This is a genomic window from Aliiroseovarius sp., from assembly GCF_965228805.1.
Lineage (GTDB): Bacteria > Pseudomonadota > Alphaproteobacteria > Rhodobacterales > Rhodobacteraceae > JASBTN01.
In genome coordinates this window covers 1370254-1390000 of sequence record NZ_CBDDIE010000003.1, presented here as the reverse complement: position 1 = coordinate 1390000, position 19747 = coordinate 1370254, and the positions used below count along the sequence as shown (strand labels likewise).

Annotated in this window: 19 protein-coding genes (1 of these 19 cut by a window edge); 7 read left to right on the top strand and 12 right to left on the bottom strand. The window is 61.2% G+C overall.

All coding sequences use genetic code 11. The annotated features are described in order from the left end of the window. The 5 genes from ACO07D_RS08055 to ACO07D_RS08035 all read left to right on the top strand — a co-directional run. On the top strand, window positions 1-1390 hold the 3' portion of the coding sequence (locus tag ACO07D_RS08055) for a flotillin family protein (protein WP_421702435.1). The gene continues 251 nt to the left of window position 1, outside the view; the window shows 1390 of its 1641 coding nt (coding positions 252-1641); its start codon lies off the left edge, out of view; it ends in the stop codon at window positions 1388-1390. A 100-nt stretch (window positions 1391-1490) separates the two neighbouring features. Beyond that, the gene (yghU, locus tag ACO07D_RS08050; protein ID WP_421702434.1) at window positions 1491-2360 is read left to right on the top strand and encodes a glutathione-dependent disulfide-bond oxidoreductase; all 870 of its coding nucleotides are present in this window, start codon (window positions 1491-1493) and stop codon (window positions 2358-2360) included. A gap of 182 nt (window positions 2361-2542) precedes the next feature. Beyond that, window positions 2543-2887, top strand: a complete 345-nt coding sequence (locus tag ACO07D_RS08045; protein ID WP_421702433.1) for a hypothetical protein — start codon at window positions 2543-2545, stop codon at window positions 2885-2887. A gap of 51 nt (window positions 2888-2938) precedes the next feature. Next, window positions 2939-3931 carry an IS30 family transposase gene (locus ACO07D_RS08040; protein WP_421701032.1) on the top strand — a complete coding sequence of 331 codons (993 nt, stop codon included), beginning with the start codon at window positions 2939-2941 and terminating at the stop codon, window positions 3929-3931. 74 nt (window positions 3932-4005) lie between these two features. Beyond that, window positions 4006-4680 (top strand): DUF418 domain-containing protein, encoded by a 675-nt coding sequence (locus ACO07D_RS08035; protein ID WP_421702432.1) that lies wholly within the window; start codon window positions 4006-4008, stop codon window positions 4678-4680. Between the two features lie 60 nt (window positions 4681-4740). Here the strand turns inward: ACO07D_RS08035 and leuB are convergent, their stop codons facing one another. After that, window positions 4741-5853 (bottom strand): 3-isopropylmalate dehydrogenase, encoded by a 1113-nt coding sequence (leuB, locus tag ACO07D_RS08030; RefSeq protein WP_421702431.1) that lies wholly within the window; start codon window positions 5851-5853, stop codon window positions 4741-4743. Beyond that, window positions 5850-7043, bottom strand: a complete 1194-nt coding sequence (locus ACO07D_RS08025) for a TauD/TfdA family dioxygenase (RefSeq protein ID WP_421702430.1) — start codon at window positions 7041-7043, stop codon at window positions 5850-5852. The genes leuB and ACO07D_RS08025 overlap by 4 nt, the downstream gene beginning before the upstream one ends. 110 nt (window positions 7044-7153) lie before the next feature. Here ACO07D_RS08025 and ACO07D_RS08020 point away from each other — a divergent pair, with 110 nt between their 5' ends. After that, complete coding sequence (locus ACO07D_RS08020; protein ID WP_421702429.1) at window positions 7154-8041, top strand: LysR family transcriptional regulator; 888 nt, start codon at window positions 7154-7156, stop codon at window positions 8039-8041. A gap of 104 nt (window positions 8042-8145) precedes the next feature. Here ACO07D_RS08020 and gyrB read toward each other — a convergent pair whose 3' ends face one another. The 10 genes from gyrB to mutM form a co-directional block, all read right to left on the bottom strand. Beyond that, window positions 8146-10563, bottom strand: a complete 2418-nt coding sequence (gene gyrB, locus ACO07D_RS08015; protein WP_421702428.1) for a DNA topoisomerase (ATP-hydrolyzing) subunit B — start codon at window positions 10561-10563, stop codon at window positions 8146-8148. Window positions 10564-10642: 79 nt separating this feature from the next. Continuing rightward, a complete protein-coding gene (locus ACO07D_RS08010) occupies window positions 10643-11263 on the bottom strand; it encodes a LysE family translocator (RefSeq protein WP_421702427.1) in 621 nt (206 codons plus the stop codon). Next, window positions 11260-11676: a VOC family protein gene (locus tag ACO07D_RS08005; RefSeq protein ID WP_421702426.1), complete on the bottom strand. Its 417-nt coding sequence runs from the start codon at window positions 11674-11676 to the stop codon at window positions 11260-11262. Before ACO07D_RS08005 ends, ACO07D_RS08010 begins: the two co-directional genes overlap by 4 nt. Then, on the bottom strand, window positions 11673-12785 hold the full coding sequence (recF, locus tag ACO07D_RS08000) for a DNA replication/repair protein RecF (protein ID WP_421702425.1): 1113 nt from the start codon (window positions 12783-12785) through the stop codon (window positions 11673-11675). The genes ACO07D_RS08005 and recF overlap by 4 nt, the downstream gene beginning before the upstream one ends. Beyond that, window positions 12782-13900 (bottom strand): DNA polymerase III subunit beta, encoded by a 1119-nt coding sequence (dnaN, locus tag ACO07D_RS07995; RefSeq protein WP_421702424.1) that lies wholly within the window; start codon window positions 13898-13900, stop codon window positions 12782-12784. The genes recF and dnaN overlap by 4 nt, the downstream gene beginning before the upstream one ends. 117 nt (window positions 13901-14017) lie before the next feature. Then, complete coding sequence (gene dnaA, locus ACO07D_RS07990) at window positions 14018-15397, bottom strand: chromosomal replication initiator protein DnaA (RefSeq protein ID WP_421702423.1); 1380 nt, start codon at window positions 15395-15397, stop codon at window positions 14018-14020. Window positions 15398-15474: 77 nt separating this feature from the next. Beyond that, complete coding sequence (locus tag ACO07D_RS07985) at window positions 15475-15924, bottom strand: rhodanese-like domain-containing protein (protein ID WP_421702422.1); 450 nt, start codon at window positions 15922-15924, stop codon at window positions 15475-15477. A gap of 208 nt (window positions 15925-16132) precedes the next feature. Further along, window positions 16133-16396, bottom strand: coding sequence for a 30S ribosomal protein S20 (gene rpsT / locus ACO07D_RS07980; protein WP_421702421.1), 264 nt, complete (start codon window positions 16394-16396; stop codon window positions 16133-16135). A 154-nt stretch (window positions 16397-16550) separates the two neighbouring features. Beyond that, the gene (locus ACO07D_RS07975; RefSeq protein WP_421702420.1) at window positions 16551-17327 is read right to left on the bottom strand and encodes an enoyl-CoA hydratase; all 777 of its coding nucleotides are present in this window, start codon (window positions 17325-17327) and stop codon (window positions 16551-16553) included. Window positions 17328-17396: 69 nt separating this feature from the next. Beyond that, entirely contained in the window at window positions 17397-18248 is an 852-nt protein-coding gene (gene mutM, locus ACO07D_RS07970; protein ID WP_421702419.1) for a bifunctional DNA-formamidopyrimidine glycosylase/DNA-(apurinic or apyrimidinic site) lyase, read from the bottom strand. Window positions 18249-18537: 289 nt separating this feature from the next. On the opposite strand from mutM, the gene ACO07D_RS07965 reads away from it, so the two are divergent. After that, a complete protein-coding gene (locus ACO07D_RS07965) occupies window positions 18538-19644 on the top strand; it encodes a tyrosine-type recombinase/integrase (protein ID WP_421702418.1) in 1107 nt (368 codons plus the stop codon). Window positions 19645-19747: the final 103 nt, after the last annotated feature.

Below are 19747 nucleotides of genomic sequence, written 5' to 3'. Positions count from 1 at the left end.
CAAGGACCGCATGCGTGTAGACGTGGGGGTGGAGTTCTATGTCTCGGTCAATGCGACCGAGGAGGGCATCGCCCGCGCCGCCCAAACCCTGGGCGACCGCACCTTCGACGTGGGCCAGCTGCGCGAGATGATCGAGGGCAAGCTGGTGGACGGTCTGCGCGCCGTGGCTGCACAGATGACCATGGACGGGCTGCACGAGAACCGCTCGGACTTTGTCCAGGAAGTACAGAACGCCGTGTCCGAAGATCTTTTGAAGAACGGTCTGTCGTTGGAGTCGGTGTCCCTGACCGCGCTGGACCAGACGCCCTTCGAGGCGCTGGACGAAAACAACGCCTTCAACGCGGTCGGCATGCGCAAACTGGCCGAGGTCATTGCGACCTCGAAGAAGGAGCGCGCGCAGATTGATGCGGAGGCCGAGGTCGCCGTGCGTCGCGCCGCGATGGAGGCCGAACGCCAGAAGCTGGTGATCGAGCAGGACGAGAAGGCCGCGCAGATCGAACAGGCCAAGATCGTCGAAACCCTGCGCGCGGCCCAAGAGGCCGAGGTCGCCCTGAAACAAGAAGAGGCCGCGCGCGAGAAGGAACAGGCCCGTGTGTCCCGTGAACAGGCCATTCGCGCCGCCGAGATCACCCGTGACCGCGAGGTCGAGGTGGCCGAACAGGAACGCCAGGTGATCATTGCGCAGAAGTCGGAAGAGGAAAGCCGCGCCCGCGCCTCCGTCGACCTGGCTCGTGCGGAATCGATCAAGGCAATGGAGGCAGTGACCACGGCCCGCGAAGTGGCCGAGGCCGAACGCTCCAAGCAGATCGCGCTGATCGACGCGGCGCGCGAAGCCGAGCGTGAGGCGACCAAGATCCGCCTTGCCGCCCAGGCCGAAAAGGAAGCCGCCGCCGACCGCGCCGAAGCGCGCCGCGAAGAGGCACAAGCGGAGGCCGATGCGATCTCAATCCGGGCGGAGGCCAAAAAGAAGGACCTGTTGGTCGAGGCCGAGGGCAAGCGCGCCATCGTCGAGGCCGAGAATGTGCTGTCGCCGGAACTGATCGGCATGAAGGTCGACATCGCGCGTCTGGACGCCTTGCCGGGCATTGTCGCCGAAATGGTGAAACCGGCCGAAAAGATCGACTCGATCCGCATTCATCAGGTCGGTGGGCTGAATGGCGGCGCAGGTGGGAGCACCTCGGCGACCAAGGGCGACAAGCCTGCGGTGAACCAGGCGCTGGATTCGATCATGGACATGGCCGTGCAGCTGCCCGCCCTGAAGAAGCTGGGTGACGAGCTGGGCTTGTCTATGGAAGATGGATTGGCCGGAGTGATCGACAGTGCCGTCGCACCGAAACCGAACCGCGCCCTGCCGACGGAAAACGAGGGTGACGCCCCGACCGTCAACTGATCACATTACGATAAAGCACATGGACGGCGCGGGGGCATGGTTGCCATTCCCCGCGACGCTCCTTTTATATGTCTCCAACAACAGATGCGGAGAACCACTCATGCCCGATACCTATGTGCCCCCGAAGGTCTGGACCTGGGACGAAGAAAATGGTGGCGAATGGGCCAAGATCAACCGGCCTATCGCCGGCCCGACCCATGACGCCGACCTGCCTGTGGGGGAACACCCACTGCAGCTTTATTCGCTAGGCACACCGAACGGGCAGAAGGTCACGATCATGCTCGAAGAGCTGTTGGCCCTGGGCGAGAAGGGCGCGGAATATGACGCGCATCTGATCAAGATCGGGGAGGGCGACCAGTTCTCGTCCGGCTTCGTGGACGTGAACCCGAATTCCAAGATCCCCGCGCTCTTTGACCGCGACACCATGGCCCGCGTGTTCGAAAGCGGCGCGATCCTTCTGTACCTGGCCGAGAAATTCGGGCGCTTCCTGCCCAAGGATCTGGCGCACCGGACCGAGGCGCTGAACTGGCTGTTCTGGCTGCAGGGCTCGGCGCCTTATCTGGGCGGCGGTTTCGGACACTTCTATGCCTATGCGCCCGAGAAGTTCGAATATCCGATCAACCGGTTCACCATGGAAGCCAAACGCCAGATGGACGTGCTGGACCGCGAGCTGGAGGATTACCAGTTCCTGGGCGGGGACGAATACACGATTGCCGACATGGCGACATGGCCCTGGTATGGCAACCTGGTGCTGAACAACTCCTACGAAGCGGCCGAGTTCCTGGATGTTACCAGCTACAAGAACCTGACCCGCTGGGCCGAAGAGATCCAGGCCCGCCCCGCCGTGAAACGCGGGCGCATGGTGAACCGCACCTGGGGGCCGCTCGAGGAACAGCTGCACGAACGCCACGATGCCTCGGATTTCGAGCTGCGCACGCAGGACAAGCTGGAAGGCTTGCACAGCTTGTAAGGACATGCGGGCCCGGCGGATGTCCGGGCCTGCTTCTTTTCAGATCACACGCGGGTTGGACTGCGACTCCACCTCGGCCTTCCTGGGCCTGATCCGCTGGGACTGGGACTGGGGCTGGGACTTGCAGCATCCCGATCCGCGTGAAAAAGCGTCCCTATTCTTTCGTCCCATTGGAGCCCCCCATGACCCGCACCCCACGTCTTCAAGGCCTGGACATGGCCCGGTTCCTGGCCTTCTGCGGCATGGTGATCGTGAACTTCAAGATTGTCATGGGGGCCGAGGGCGGCAGTGGTTGGATGGCAGCTTTCGCCGGAGGGCTGGAAGGTCGTGCAGCGGCAAGCTTTGTCGTGTTGGCTGGGATCGGTTTGGGATTGGCCGCCGGGCGGGCAGAATACTCAGCCACCCTGGGTGTCACCACGAAACGCGCGCTGTTCCTGCTGGTGGCTGGGCTCATGAACATGCTGATCTTCGACGCCGACATCCTGCATTATTATGCGTTCTACTTCTTCTTCGGCGGCACATTCTAAACTGGGAAGCGACTTTTCCTCTATCCTACTGGAAAGTCAGGAGAACAGTTTATGAAACGAACCGAGCTAAATCTAGCCGAACGGCGCAAAATCGAGGACCTTTTGCATAGGAAGGTAAAAGTCGCCGAGATTGCGCGCCAGATCAATCGCCACCGTGCGACTGTCTATCGTGAGATCAAACGCAATTTCTTCAAGGATGAAGAGTTGCCTCAGCTCAATGGCTACTACGGGATGCTTGCCCAGAAATCGGCGGCTGATCGCCGTGCAAGACGTCGCAAACTGGTGCGTATTCCTGAACTCCGGGAAGCTGTGATAGGACGGCTCCAAGAAGGTTGGTCACCGGAACAGATTGCAGGTCGTCTAAAGCTTGAAGGTCATGCAACGACCGTCAGTCATGAGACGATTTACGCCTATGTCTACAGCCCAGACGGTCAATCACAGGCGTTGGCACGTTACCTTCCAGAACGGCGGAAGAAGCGAAAACCGCGCTATTCTCGCACACCTCGCGGCATGATGTTCCCGCTTGAAAGATCGATCCACAACAGGCCTGAGTACATAAAAGAACGTTCAACTTTTGGGGAATGGGAAGGTGATCTTATGATTTTCCGGCAAGAGCACGGGAAAGCAAACGTCGCATCGTTGGTCGAACGGAAGACCCGCTTTGCAGTCTTGTTCCGCAACAATGATCGCAGTTCGAAACACTTCATGGCGAAACTCATGAACGTAATGGAACCCCTGCCCCAGATCGCGCGCCAGTCTATTACTTTTGATCGCGGAATTGAGTTCTCGGGATGGCGAAAGCTGGAATCAGGAATTGGAACGAGCGCCTGGTTCTGTGATCCGCAGGCCCCATGGCAAAAAGGCTCGGTTGAGAACCTGAACAAACGGGCTCGAAGGTATTTGCCGCGCGATACCCCGATCGCGGCGCTCTCAAATCGCGACATGAAGGCGATTTGTGACCGCCTGAACGGAACACCAAGGAAATGTCTTGGGTGGCGAACGCCAACAGAAGCATTCACCGAAGAACTGAGAAAACTTGGATAACAAGAAATGTCGCAACCTAACTTGAGTTCACAGGCGTGCTGTTTCTGCCACTACGCGGTCCGGCCTTGATTGCCGTGATCCTCGGTTTGAATGTGCTGGCCGTCATCCTGCTGCTAACCTTGGACTTCGAGGCTGGCTGGGACTTCGCCACATACAGCTATCCGGAGTTCTGGACCCCGGTGGGCTTTGTGCGAAACCTGTTCTTCAACGGCTGGCATCCGGTCGTGCCCTGGCTTGGCTTTCTGCTGCTGGGCGTACTGCTGTCCCGTCTGCCATTGGACCGGCCGACGGTGCAGGGGATGTTGATCGCGGCGGGACTGACCGCAATTGCCCTGGCCGAAACGGCGGCGGCCGCGCTTCGGGCTGCCTTTGGTCATCTCGATCCTGAACTTGCCGAAGTACTGACCACCGGCGCGGTGCCCGCAACCCCGCTATATACCCTGGCCGGGTCCGGCTTTGCGGCTTGCCTGATCGGCGCCTGCCTGTGGCTGGCGGATCGCCCGGTGATGGCACCCGTTTTGCGGCTGGTTACGCCAGCGGGGCGGCAGGCCCTGACACTTTACCTCGCGCATATCCTGGTGGGCATGGTGACGCTGGACATGCTGGGCCTTTTGGGCGGGCAGAGCATAGGCACGGCGCTAAGCGCCGCAGGGCTCTTCTGTATGGCAAGCCTGGTTTATGCCCTGGCCTGGTCGCGCCGCTTCAAACGCGGCCCGGTAGAGGGGCTGATGCGGCGATTGGCGGGGTGAAGGACTACAGCGCTTACTGCCCCCGGGCTTCCCATGGCGCATCACCCCGATGCCATCCCATCAGGATGTATCCTGCCTCAAACGCCGCAGAACCGCTTGCGTGATCGCAGCCGTATCGGCCACCCCACCCAGGTCCGGCGGCAGCAGCCCCTCATTCAAAACACCGTCCACAGCCCTTTCGATGGCACGCGCAGCTAGAGCCTGACCAAAGCCATGCTCAAACATCATCGCGACCGACAAGATCGTACCAATCGGGTTCGCAATTCCCTGTCCGGAGATATCCGGCGCGCTGCCATGCGTCGGCTCGTAGAGCCCACCCTTTACGGGATGCCCTGCCTTGGCGGCGGCAGGAAGGGTCGCGGAAGGCAGCATGCCCAGCGACCCGGAGACCACCGCGATCAGGTCCGAAACAAGATCGCCGAACAGGTTGTCAGCCAGCAGCACGTCGAAATCACGCGGCGCGCGGGCCACGGCAAAGAGTGCGTAGTCCATCAGCAAATGGCGGAGTTCGATATCGGGATACTCGTCACGCCCGATCCGCTCCACCGTTTCACGCCAAAGCTTACCGCTCTCCATCACGTTGGACTTGTCCAGGGATGTTACATGCCCCCGTCGCCCGCGCGCGGCCTCGAAGGCACATCGGGCGATGCGTTCGATTTCCTGAGTGCGGTATTCGCTGATTTCAAAGGCCCGGACCTGGCCGTCACTCAGCACTTCGCGCCCGCGCGGTTCACCATAGTAGATGCCGCCCGAGTTTTCCCGCACGACCAATAGATCGGCCCCGTCCACGACCTCATGCCGATAGGGCGTCCGCGGCAGGAGCGCCGACCAGGCCCGCGCCGGGCGCAGGGCGTTGTAGACATCCAGCTCGATCCGCAGCCGGGTCAGGCCGTCGGTTTCCGTGATCGGCCCGTCGATCCTGATGCCGTCCCATTCCGGCCCGCCCACTGCCCCGACCAGGATGGCATCCGCAGCCCGCGCCTTGGCGACAACCGCATCCGTACAGAAGGTGCCATGCACATCCCAGGACGCGCCGCCAAGAAGATCTTCGTCTACCTCGACCGCCACACCGAATTGATCAGCGACTTGACGCAGCACGGCCAGCCCGCTCACCACAACCTCAGGACCAATATGGTCACCGCCCAGCGCCAGCACCTTGAATGGGGCACTCATCCCGCCATCCCCTGCTGCAGCACCAGATGCATGGCATCAGGGTCCAGCTCCCGTTGCAGAAGGCGCATAGTGGAATGGAAATCGTCCAGATCGACCGAAGATGTCAGTACGGCACGTGGAGGCGTTTCCGGCGTGAACCCGGTCCGCCCATGCAACAGCCGCTGATTGTCAAAGAGCAGCCCTTCGCCTGCTTTCAGGTCCAATGTCAGCCGCAAGTCGTCATCGTAGAGCAACGAAAACAGGCGCTTTAGGGCACGATAGGCAGGCCCCACCTGATCGGCAGGCACATCCAGCGGCGAAATCTGCCGTTCGTTCATCCGCACACCGCAGACCTCACCCCGGTCATCCAGCCGAATGATCGGCAGCCGGGATTTGTACCAGCGCATGTTGCCATGGCTGTTGTCACCGGGATCGAAGCGCTGGCAGGTCACCGGCATGTTGCACAGCAGGTCGAAATCGTCGGGCCACTGCTCTTTCAGGCGCCGGACGGCTTCGAACCCGTCCACCAGGGTCGAGGCACCCCCGTTCGAGCTGGGCCGCAGAACCTGAAATACGGTGATGCCGATCGCGGCATAGCGGTAGGGCTCGTCCACATGCGGGTCCAGCGGGCCAGTGGTGTCACCCACATTGGTCACAGTCTTCTTCTTTTCCAGTGTGTAGGTGCCGTAATGTGTCTGTCGCTGCGCCCCGACCAGCTGGATCATCCGCTGGCTCTCGGCCTTGTCGGTGGGCGCATTGACGATCTTGCAGAACCCGTAGTCCCGCACCCTTTCAAGAATTTTCAACCGGGCCGCCGGGTCCGCCTCAGCCTCGGTTAGCGATCCAACCGGAATACCTGCGCCAAGCGTTCCGTCCCACAGGACAGGCCGCACACGCCTGCGGGCACGCTCAACATCGGAGTAGCAGTGATTGCGCAGCCAGCGCGCCGCGTATTCGGACCGGTGTCCGTCCGGCCAGATGACCTGAACGCTGTTGCCATCCACATACGCACTCTGAATGGAGACCCCTTCGTCGATATGATGCAGGCGGATGCCACGTACACCGGTCTCTGGCGTGCCACAGTCCGGGCACCAGCATTGGTGCCTCAGCCAGATGGGATGAAACCGGCTTTCGTGGCCGTCCGCCCATCGTACGATCAAAAGGTCATTTTCGGTGGCGACAGACCGGATGTTGTGACGTGTGGATGGCATTGGGCAGTTCCTCGCGGGTTTCCTGCCCGCAGTAAGGTCCCCTTCGAATATATTTGACAAATTCCAATTCAACACATGATGCTTGAGCCAGGCTCATCCATGGAGTGTACATGCTGTCCGACCCCAAAGACCCCTCCTATCTGGGTGCCCTGGTCTATTTTCATCATGCCGCCGAAAGTCTGAGCTTTTCCCGCGCGGCTCAGGCCCTGAACGTGACGCCGTCCGCAGTCAGTCACCGTATTACCGCGCTTGAAAACGCCCTTGGAAAGCGCTTGTTCGAACGGCGCGTGCGCGAAGTCCGGCTCACCCAGGACGGCGCCGAACTGGCGCGCGCCACAGCAGTGATCTGGAATGAACTCAAAGAGATCACCGGGCACTTGACTGCCCAGGAGGTTCTGCGGGTGTCGGTCGGGCCTTATCTGTCGTCACAGTGGCTGCTGCCACGGATCGCCGCGTTCGAAGCGCAGCACCCCGGCCTGCGGCTGGATTTGATCCATGTGATCGGCCAACCGGATACCCGTCTGGCGGAAGTCTCGATCATCTGGGCCGAACTGGATGGCACAGTGGGCAACAACGCAGCACTGCTGTTTGACACCAAAGCCGTTCCGGTCGCCGCACCCGGGGTGCAGATTGGCGACAACTTCTGGGAAGAAACACTACCACCAATTCATTACCGTGATCGTTCGACCTGGCGCCATTGGCTTTCCACCATCGGGGCTCCGGCAGGTTTTGCGGAACGCGGCGAAGTCCTGGAAGAACCCCATATGGTTCTGGAAGCCGCGGCATACAGACGGGGCATTGCGATCGGCTTTCTACCCTTCATCGGCAAGTTCTTTGACCAGCGGCGGCTTGTGCACGTGGGAACGCATTCGATCCGCTCTAATCGAGGCTACTTTCTGCAAGTGAATGCAGGTGCCAAGCCAAAGGCCAGACTGTTTGCGAGCTGGGTCGAAGAACAGGCGAAAGACCTGAGGATCCGCGCTGCAGCAGAAGCATGATCACGTTGCGGAAGTCCGGACTTCCGTAAGCGCCCCGCAGCACTATGGGAACACACCGCAAACCGATGGGGTGTTCGCAGTGCGCGGGGGATCCTTACAAGCGATCAGAAGTCCAGGTTCTCAACCGACAGGGCATTCTGTTGGATGAACTCGCGGCGCGGTTCAACCACGTCGCCCATCAGCTTGGTAAAGATGTCGTCAGCCTGGCCCAGGTCGTCCACCTTGACCTGCAAAAGCGTGCGGGCCTCGTGGTCCAGGGTGGTTTCCCACAGCTGGTCCGGGTTCATCTCGCCCAGCCCCTTGTAGCGTTGCAGGGTCAGACCCTTTTCGCCCTCGGCCAGGATCGCGCTCAGCAGATCGACGGGACCATGCACGATCACCTCACGCTCCTTGCGCGACAGACGGGCGGGATCGGCGTAAATATCGCGGGTCTCCATCGAAACCTCGGACAAGCGCCGCGCCTCGCCGGAGCGCAACACGGCGCCGTCCAGCGTGCGGATCTCTTCGACCCCACGCAGGATGCGCGACAGGCGAATACCGTGGTCCTGGGTGATCCGCCCGGCCCAGCCGCGTTCATATTCCACCGCGACCTGGTCCAGACGGTTGGCCACATCATTGGCCACGGCTTGCAGGTCCGCATCCGCCTTGCCCGGATCGAAAGCGCCCGCCAAGGCGGCCTGCTCCAGGATGTTGCGCGGGTAATGGGTCGGGAAAGCGTCCAGGATGCGCTTGAAGTTGCGCGCGGCCTCGACCACACGGGCCAGGTCGGCGCCCGCGATTTCCTCGCCACCCGCCAGACGCAGCACGGTGCCTTCGATGCCCTGGGCGACCAGGTAATCCTCCAGCGCGGTTTGGTCCTTTACATAAACCTCGGACTTGCCGCGGCTGACTTTGTACAGTGGCGGCTGCGCGATATAGAGATAGCCACCCTCGATCAGCTCCGGCATCTGGCGGAAGAAGAAGGTCAGCAGCAGCGTGCGGATGTGGGCGCCGTCGACGTCCGCATCGGTCATGATGATGACCTTGTGATAGCGCAGTTTCGAGATGTCGAACTCGTCGCGCCCGATACCGGTGCCCAGTGCGGTGATCAGCGTGCCGATCTCCTGACTCGACAGCATGCGGTCGAACCGTGCGCGTTCCACGTTCAGGATCTTGCCGCGCAGGGGCAACACCGCCTGGTCGTGACGCGAACGCCCCTGTTTGGCGGAACCACCGGCCGAGTCACCCTCGACCAGGAACAATTCGCGCTTGGCCGGGTCCTTCTCCTGGCAATCCGCCAGTTTCCCGGGCAGCGAGGCGACATCCAGCGTCGATTTCTTGCGCGTCATTTCCCGCGCCTTGCGGGCAGCCTCACGGGCCAGGGCGGCCTCGATGATCTTGCCGACAATCAGCTTGGCCAGCTGCGGGTTCTCGTCGAACCACTCCTGCAGCTTCTCGTTCATCAGCCCTTCGACCGCCGGGCGCACTTCGGACGACACCAGCTTGTCCTTGGTCTGCGAGCTGAATTTCGGGTCCGGCACTTTCACCGACAGAACGCAGGTCAGCCCCTCGCGTGCATCATCCCCGGTGAAGGAGACCTTCTCCTTCTTCGCCAGGCCAGAGCTGTTGGCATAGAGGTTGATCGTACGCGTCAGCGCGCCGCGAAAGCCGGCCAGGTGGGTGCCGCCATCGCGCTGCGGGATGTTGTTGGTAAAGGGCAGCACCGTTTCGTGATAGCTGTCGTTCCACCACATCGCGACCTCGACGGTGATGCCATCCTTTTCGCCGGTAATGAAGATCGGCTCGTCCACCATCGGGGTCTTGTGCCGGTCCAGGTATTTGACGAACTCCTTCACGCCCCCGTCGTAATGCAGGTCGGTGCTGAGCTTTTCGGCCGGGCGTTCATCTTCGAGGATGATGCGCACACCCGAGTTCAGGAAGGCCAGTTCACGCAGGCGGTTTTCCAGCGTCTTGAATTGGTATTCGAGGTTCGAGAAAGTCTCGGTCGAGGCCAGGAACCGCACTTCGGTCCCGGTGCGATCACCGCAGTCGCCGACCACTTTCAGGTGCTCGACCGTCTCGCCATGGGCAAACTTGGCGTAATGCTCCTTACCATCGCGCCAGATGCGCAGCTCCAGCCAGACGGACAGCGCGTTCACGACCGACACGCCCACGCCGTGCAGACCGCCCGACACCTTGTAGGAATTCGAGTCGAACTTCCCGCCCGCGTGCAGTTGGGTCATGATGACCTCGGCCGCAGACACGCCTTCCTCGGGGTGAATATCCACCGGAATGCCGCGCCCGTTGTCGCTGACGGAGACGGACGAATCCGCATGGATCGTCACCGTCACCGCGTCCGCGTGACCGGCCAGCGCCTCGTCGATGCCGTTATCCACCACCTCATAGACCATGTGATGCAGGCCCGAGCCGTCATCGGTATCACCGATATACATGCCCGGGCGCTTGCGCACCGCTTCCAAACCTTTGAGAACCTTGATGGAATCGGCGCCGTATTCGGCGCCTTTCTGTGCGTCATCCGCCATTCGGGAAGTCCTGTTCTGCCTTCCGGTTTTTATATTGGTTCCAGGGGGGGATGTCACGCAGATGCGGCAAGTTTCTGCGTTACAGGAAAGGGATCGCCAGACCCACGGCGATCAACAGCCCACCGGCGGTCAGGTTCATGCGCTTGACGGCCTTGGGGGAGGCCAACACCCGGCGCACCCGGTCAACGAACCAGGCCAGGCCCAGGTTGCCCACCAGCGGCACGGTGAAGGAGGCCGTGGCGATGGCCGCAATGTCCGGCACCGTCAGTCGCGAAAGGTCAAAGAACCCCGGCAGCACGCCCATGTAGAACAGGATCGCCTTGGGATTTCCCAGGATCACGATCAGCCCGGCGACAAAGCCCGCCCACATGCCGGGACGGGTCAGGCGGCTGTCACGCTCCAGACTGTCGCCCGCGTGGCGCAGGATGGTGATGCCGAGGTACAGGAAGAAGGCACAGGCAACCCAGCGCAGAACCTCCATCGCGCCGCCCCAGGTGGTGGTGACCCAACCCACGCCCAGCACCGCCAGCACTGACCAGAGTACGTCGCCAATCGCCACCCCCATGGTGACCGGCCAGGCCTGGCGAAACCCGCCCGCCAATGCCCGCGCCACCAGCGCCACCCAGACCGGGCCGGGGGTCAGGAAGAGGATGAACAGGCCCGCGATGTAGAAGCCGAGTTCAACTGCGGTGATGGTCACGTCAACAGACCGTCTTCATCCATCTCCCAGAACGGGTTCATGGCATATTCCCACAGGTGGCCATCCGGGTCGGCGATATAGCCGGAATAGCCGCCCCAGAAGACCTTTTCGGGCCGGGCCACCTCGGTCGCGCCGGCGGCAAGCGCCTTGTCGAAGGCGGCGTCCACATCCGCCTCGGTCGGGAAACATTGCGCAAGCGTCATCGCGCCGGTCTTCAGATCCTCGACCTTGCGCCGCGTGTCCTTTGCCAGGCCTTCGAGCGTGTAGAAACCGAACTTCATGCCGTTCATGTCGTAGAAGGCGACCTCGTCCAGCACGTTGGACGGCTCCCACCCCAACGCTTCATAGAAGGCCCGGGCGCGGTCCAGATCCTTGACCCCCAGGGTGATCAACGTGACGCGGTTGGCTTTCATGGGTCTGCCCTTTCAATATGCGAGGTGCCGTCCACCTCGCTCACTTCGAAATACATCGCCCGGTCGCCCAGCGCCTCGAACAGTTCCGGGCCGGTGCCGGTCATGAAGGCCTGCGCGCCCAGAGCGCAGATTTCGTCATAGAGCGCCGCGCGGCGTCCCGCGTCAAGATGGGCGGCAACCTCATCAAGCAACAGGATCGGCGGGGCGCCAAACTCATGCGCCAAGGCGCGGCCGTTCGCCAGGATCAAGCTGACCAGCAGCGCCTTTTGCTCGCCGGTCGAGCAATCCCGCGCGGCCACGCCCTTGGCGGCATAGGTGGCGCCCATGTCGGCACGGTGAGGCCCCACCAGGGTTCGGCCCGCCATTAGGTCGCGCGGACGGCTGTCGGCAAAGGCGTCAGCCAGGTCGTCCGGTTCATGGGGCAGGTCAAACTCATCGGCGTGAAACAGGGTCAGGTCGGCCACCGGAAAGGCGGTTTCAGCCTCCGCCTGGGCCGAGGTCAGCTGACCCAGCGCGGCCAACCGCCCCGCATGGATGCGGGCCCCGGCCTGGGCCATCTGCACTTCCAAAGCATGATACCAATGGGCGTCACGCTGCCCGTCCTTCAGCAGCCGGTTGCGTTCCCGCATCGCCTTTTCATAGGTCAGGACGGCATCCGCATGGGCGGGCTCGAAACTCATCGTCATGCGGTCAAGGAACCGCCGCCGCCCCTCGGCGCTTTCGGTCCAGAGCCGGTCCATCGCGGGCACCAGCCAAAGCACCCGGGCGATGCGCCCCAAGGCCACCTGCGGGGCGGGCTTGTCGTCGATCTTAACCTGCCGCGCCGCGCCTGCGTCGGACCAGGTTTCGACCTCGTGCAGTTGGTGCAGACTTTGCAACACCGCGCGGACCTTCCAGCCCAGCGCCTCGGGCTTGCGGGACATCTCGTCCGGTTTGGCGCCGCGCAGGCCCCGGCCAGGCGACAGCAGGCTGATCGCCTCCAGCACATTGGTCTTGCCCGCGCCGTTGCGCCCATGGATCGCCACCGGGCGCCCATCCAAGGACAGGCGCGCCGCCTTGTGGCTGCGGAAATGGCTGAGGGTCAGATCCTGGACGGCAAGCGCGGTCACACGCGCATCGGCATGACGACGTAGACGGCAGAGGTATCGCCGCCTTCGCGCATCAGGGTCGGGTCGCCCGAGTTGTTGAACAGGAAGACCGCGTTTTCACGGTCGACCTGGCTGGCGATCTCCAGCAGGTACTTGGCGTTGAAGCCGATCTCCAGCCGCTCGTCGCCATAGGCCACAGCCAGCTCTTCCTCGGCGGCGCCCGCGTCGGGGGCGTTCACCGACAGGACCAGACGGTCTTCGTCCAGCGACAGTTTCACGGCGCGCGAGCGTTCCGACGACACGGTCGCCACACGGTCCACGGCCTGGGCGAACTCGGTCGCGTCCACTTCCATCTTGCGCGTGTTGCCCACCGGAATGACGCGGGTGTAGTCGGGGAATGTCCCGTCGATGACCTTGGAGGTCAGGGTGATCTCGGGCGTGGCGAAACGCACCTTGGTTTCGGACACGGACACGGCGATGGTGGTGTCATCATCGTCCAGCAGCTTGCGCAGCTCGCCCACGGTCTTGCGGGGCACGATCACGCCGGGCAGGTCCTCGGCACCCATCGGCAGGTCGGCGTCGATCCGGGCCAGGCGGTGGCCATCGGTCGCCACGCAGCGCAGCACCTTGCCGTCTTCGCCGTCCGACACGTGCATGTAGACACCGTTCAGGTAATACCGGGTTTCTTCGGTCGAGATGGCGAATTTCGACTTGTCGAACAGACGGCGCAGCACCGGCGCGGGGGCCGAGAAATTGGCCGAGTAATCCGACGAGGCCATGACCGGGAAATCTTCCTTGGGCAGGGTGGCGAGCGAGAAGTTGGAACGCCCGGCCTCGACCGTCAGGCGGCCTGCGGCACCATCGTCGGTCAGCTGCACCAGCGCCCCGTCGGGCAGCTTGCGCACAATTTCGTGCAAGGTGACGGCGGACACGGTGGTGGCACCGGCACGTTCGACCATCGCATTGGTCTTGTCCACCACCTCGATATCCAGATCGGTGGCGCGGAAGGACACGGTATCGCCATCGGCTTCGATCAGCACGTTGGCCAGGATCGGGATCGTGTTGCGACGCTCGACAACCGATTGCGCTTGCCCGACAGCCTTCAGCAGCGTGCCGCGTTCGATACTGATCTTCATGTCCCACTCCTGACGACGACCGGGGCGGAGAAAACGTTTCCCCGCCCGGCTATTGGTTTTGTTGGAATGTCCAATGGTTTGACGGGGCCGTCAAGGCCCCGCAGGGTCGCGCGCGCGTTAAGCTTCGAGAGAGCGGCGCAAAAGCTCCAGATCTTCGGCGATCTGGTTGTCCGTGGCCTTCAGCTCGTCGATCCGCTTGACCCCGTGCATGACCGTGGTGTGGTCACGCCCGCCGAAGCGACGCCCGATCTCAGGCAGCGAGCGCGAGGTCATGTGTTTGGCCAGATACATCGCCACCTGACGCGGTCGCGCAATGGTGCGCACGCGCTTCGGGCCGATCATGTCGGACAGGCGGATGTTGTAATGTTCGCTGACCTTGCGCTGGATTTCTTCAACAGTGACCTTGCGGTCCGAGGCGCGCAGGATGTCGGCTAGACAGTCCTGGGTCAGCTCCAGCGTGATCTCACGACCCACCAGCGAGGCGAAGGCAAAGAGACGCATCAGCGCGCCTTCCAGCACCCGCACGTTGGTCGAGATGCGATGGGCAAGAAACTCCAACACGCCCTCGGCGATGACCAGGTCCTTGTACTGCTCGCGGTACTGTTTGACCTTGGTCTGCAGCACGCCCAGGCGCAGTTCGTAATCGGTCGGGTGCAGGTCGACGACCAGGCCACATTGCAGGCGGCTCTTGATGCGGTCTTCCAGGTCCTTGATTTCGCCCGGCGCGCGGTCGGCCGAAATGATGATCTGCTTGTTCTGATCCACCAGCGCGTTGAACGTGTGGAAGAACTCTTCTTGCGTGGAATCCTTGCCGGCAATGAACTGCACGTCGTCCACCATCAGCACGTCGACCGAGCGGAACAGCGATTTGAAATCCATCATCTGCTTGTCGCGCAGAGCCTGCACGAAACGGTACATGAACTGTTCGGCCGACAGATACACAACCTTCAGCTCGGGGCTGCGGGCCTGGATCTCCCAGGCGATGGCGTGCATCAGGTGGGTCTTACCCAAGCCGACGCCACCGTACAGGAACAGCGGATTGAAGGTAACCGGGCCACCTTCGGCAACGCGACGCGCGGCGGCGTGAGCCAGTTCGTTCGGCTTGCCGACGACGAAGCTGTCGAAGGTGAAACGGGCGTCCAGCGCGGCACCGGGCAGGTCGTCCTTGTCCTCGGTCGCCACAGCTGCCGCCGGAGCCGCAGTAGCGGTGCCATTGGTCGCCGCCGTGGTGGCAGCGGGTTTACGCGCGGCAGGCGTCGTGGGCACGACGAATTCGAGCCGCGACACGGCCACACCCGCACCCATCATCTGTTTCAGGATCTTGTCACCGAAATTCCGGTCGACCCAGTTCCCCATGAAATTCGTCGGCACCAGGAAGGTGGCCACGCCATCTTCCAACTGCGCGAATTCCAGAGGTTCGATCCAGTTGGTATAATTGTTCTGCCCCACAGCGTGTTGCAGTTTTCCCCGGACCTGTCCCCATTCTTCGTTAGTCATTGCTCTCCGACCCGCAAAAATATCCCCTCCGGACCCCGCGCATGCGTGGTCCAGTGACACTCACCAAAGTTTCCCGTTTACGACTGCCGCCAGGGCAGCTCTTCGACCTTCCAGCCATTCACGCAGCCGCGGTGCGCGTGTTCGTCGAGGTCCCCTTCAAATCCCCCCAGGACGTTCACGCAATCGGCCTCGTGACCTTGCGCCATCAGCTGCGCCTTGACCGCTCGGGCCCCGGCTGCTGATCGCACCCCGCTGCGGCAGAGGAACAGGAACACCTTGGGCATCTGATCGCCCAACTGCTCCAACACCTCGCCCACGAAACGCGGGTTCTGGGACATGTTCGGCAACTGGGCCCATTCCACCTGCAAAAGGCGGCGGCCCAGAGACGACAGGTCCGGCACCCCCACGAAAGCCCATTCGGACTTCGTGCGGACATCGACCAATACGGCAGTAGGATCCCCCTCAAGGATGTCCCATGCAGCCTTTGGCAAAACCTCACTTATAATCGGCTCTGCCGCTGCGTTCATGCCTTCTGTCCCCAAGTCAACGATGTGAATCGCATGGAGAAGCTAGCGCGGCTCAGGCGGCCCGCGCAACAGAACTTCATCCTTGACTCTGTCTTTGTCGAAACGAATCCCACGGGGGGTGGAATAAGATGTTTTTTCTTAAGCAAAATGCAAAAAAGGGCGCGCCGAGGCGCACCCTTTCCCTGGTCCCGTACGGGGCCGAATCTGGTTAGCCCAGCGCCTTCACACGCGAAGCCAGGCGCGACATTTTGCGCGCAGCGGTGTTCTTGTGCAACACACCCTTGGTGACGCCGCGCATCAGTTCCGGCTGGGCCTCTTTCAGGGCAGCAGCGGCAGCAGCCTGGTCGCCCGAGGCGATGGCTTCTTCGACTTTGCGCAGGTAGGTGCGGATGCGCGAACGGCGGGCTTTGTTGACGGCAAAGCGGGCTTCGTTCTGACGGGCGCGCTTCTTGGCTTGGGGCGAATTGGCCATGGTGTGGTCCTTCGGATCGGGTCGATTACGTTTCTGTAGCGTGAAAGCCCGACCGGGTTCTGAACCGGCTGATTCTGGCCAAGGCGGGCCTCACACGCATGTATGGCGGCGGTCTATAAGGGAAAGCCGCCGCCTTGGAAAGGGCAAATCGCCCTTATTTGTCCCGGAACTGCGCTTCGCGCTTCTCGGCGAAGGCGGACATGCCTTCCTTCTGGTCCTCGGTCGCAAACAACGAATGGAATACACGGCGTTCGAACAGGATGCCCTCGGTCAGCGGCAGCTGCTCGGCACGGTTCACCGATTCCTTGATCGCCATGACGGTGATCATCGACTTTTCGGCAATCTTGCCGGCGGCCGACAGCGCTTCCTTCATCAGGTCCTTGGCGGGCACGACACGGCTGACCAGGCCGGAACGCTCGGCCTCGTCGGCATCCATGAAACGACCGGTGAGGTTCATATCCATCGACTTGGCGCGGCCAATCAGCTTGGTCAGGCGCTGCGTGCCGCCCATGCCGGCCATCACGCCCAGGTTCACCTCGGGCTGGCCGAACTTGGCCGTATCCGAGGCGATGATGAAGTCACACATCATCGCCAGCTCGCACCCACCGCCCAGCGCATAGCCCGACACGGCGGCGATGATCGGCTTGCGGATGCGCATGATCGCATCCTCTTCCGGGGTGAACAGGTCACCGGCAAAGACGTCGACAAAGCTCTGGGTTGCCATCATCTTGATGTCAGCACCTGCGGCAAAGGCCTTCTCCGACCCGGTAATGACGAAGCAGCGCACCTTGTCGTTCTTCTGGCCTTCGGCCAGAGCCTCGCCCAGCTCGCCCAGAAGTTCCAGATTCAACGCGTTCAGCGCCTTGGGCCGGTTCAGCGTGATCGTGGCGACGTGATCTTCGATTTCGACGATGATATTCTTGTAGGCCATGGTTCCCCTGCCTTCTGTCCCTTTAGGTATTGGCGGGGAGTCGTAATTCCGACCGAAAGGTCGATCAAGTTATCTTTGGCATTGCGGGCAGTAGAAAGATGAGCGTCCCCCCTGCACAAGGCGGGCGATTCGCCCCTCGCAGCCCTGGGTGACGCAACGTTCCTTTTCACGGCCATACACACGGAAAGCGTGTTGGAAATAGCCCAACTCCCCGTCTGCCTGTCGATAATCCTTGAGGGAACTACCACCGCTTTCGATCGCCTCAGCCAGAACCGCGCGGATGATCGGCACCAGCCCTGCCACGCGGGCTGCGGCGATACGCCCCGCCTTGCGCGCAGGGTGAATGCCCGCGCGAAACAGCACTTCGCAGACATAGATATTGCCCAGACCCGCGATGATTCCCTGGTCCAGAAGGGCATTCTTGATGGCGGTATTCTTGCCTTTGAACTGAGCCACCAGATAGTCCTCGTGAAAATCATTGCCCAGGGGCTCGGGCCCCAGCGCGGCGATCAGCTTGTGGTTGGCGATGTCTCCGGTCGGCCAAAGGTCCATCGCTCCGAAGCGCCGCGCGTCGTTGAAGGTCACCCGCGCGCCATCCTCCATGTCGATGACCACGTGATCGTGCTTCTCGGGCGCCGGGTGGTCGTGGTGGAACTTGCCCAGTTCCGTGCCCGAAATCAGCATGCGCCCGGACATGCCCAGGTGAATGATCGCCGTCTCACCCGTATCCAGGTCCGCCAGGATGTATTTCGACCGCCGACCCAGCCGGGTCACCGTGGCACCGGTCAACCGCGCAGCCATGCGATCGGGAAAGGGCCAGCGTAGCCCGTCGCGGCGCACATCAGCACGGGCAATGCGCGCCCCCTCCATCACCGGGGCGAGACCCCGACGGACGGTTTCGACTTCAGGCAATTCGGGCATCTTGGGTCCTTGGTCAATCCGCGTATCATGCCACCCTGACCCGGTTCATGCCCACGGGTAAACCCCACAAACGCAAAAGGCCGGGCATGCCGCCCGGCCCTTGTTTGCAAAGTGGTGAGCCGTGTAGGATTCGAACCTACGACCCACTGATTAAAAGTTGTAGGACAGTGATATTCATAGCTTGTCACACTTGAACATCTAGTGTTATTTTTCAGTGATTTAAGCCGTTTTACCCACACATAGCTATTCATTGCAGATCACGTAAACGCACGAGAATTGTGAGCCTAAGATGAGCCTAACTGACGCACAGATAAAACGTCTGAAAGCCCCAGAGAAGGGCCAGAAGACGTACTTCGACGACGCCCTGCCAGGATTTGGCGTGCGCATTTCACAAGGCGGTACGAAGACCTTCATCGCCATATGTGGCCCTAAACGGAAGAGGCATTCGATTGGGCGATACCCTGATATGTCTCTTTCTGAGGCCCGCGCCCGTGCGAAGGGAATTCAAGCTGAGTTCGCTCTGGAGAGCCCAAACAAACCGGCCCGACCAGTTCTCAAATTCGAAGACGCACGACGGATGTTCTTGGCGGATTGTGAAAAACGAAACAAGCCACGCACGGTCGAAGAGTACACCCGTCTTCTGTACAAGCACTTTCTATTGACCGGTCCACTTGAAGATATTGACCGCCATATGTTGGTAAGAATCTTGGACAAGCTGAAATCCACACCTTCAGAACAAAAACATGCATTTGTTGCCATCAGAACTATGATGAACTGGTGCTGGAAGCGGGGATATATCGAAAACTCACCAGTCCCTCCCTTGACCTTCCGGTCGAACCCGAGAAACCGCGTCCTCAATGACAACGAACTGCGTTCTGTCTGGGAGCGTGCAGATGAGATTGGCTACCCATTTGGGACTATCGTCAAACTCCTCATACTTACAGGTCAGCGGCGCGGTGAGATCACCAACCTGCGGCGCAGTTGGATTGACGGTGACACAGTGTCTTTCCCGCCTGAAATCGTGAAAAACAACCGAGTGCATGTTCTTCCTTTAAGTGGCATGACTAAGTCCATCATTGATGAGCTTCCCGAAGGAACAGACCTCCTGTTCCCATCGCGCCTGAGTAACGAGACCCCATTCAACGGGTTCTCTCGTTCGAAACGGACTTTCGACAGCAAGATCAGCATTGAACCGTACACTCTGCATGATCTACGACGAACTTTCAGCAGCACAATGGCGAAGCTAGGCACCCCAATCCACGTGACTGAAAAGATTCTGAATCATGCTTCGGGCACTGTCAGCGGCGTTGCTGCTGTATACAACCGGCATTCGTATCAGGATGAGATGCGAACCGCATTCGGTACGTTCGAGGAGTACCTGAAAGAGATTCTCTAAGGGATTGGGAAGGGTGAGGTTAGAATGTCCGCAGACATTTCAGCGATTGAAGCGCAGCAAAACATCGAAGTGTCTGACGTTAGGGCTTATGGGTCCAAATAGG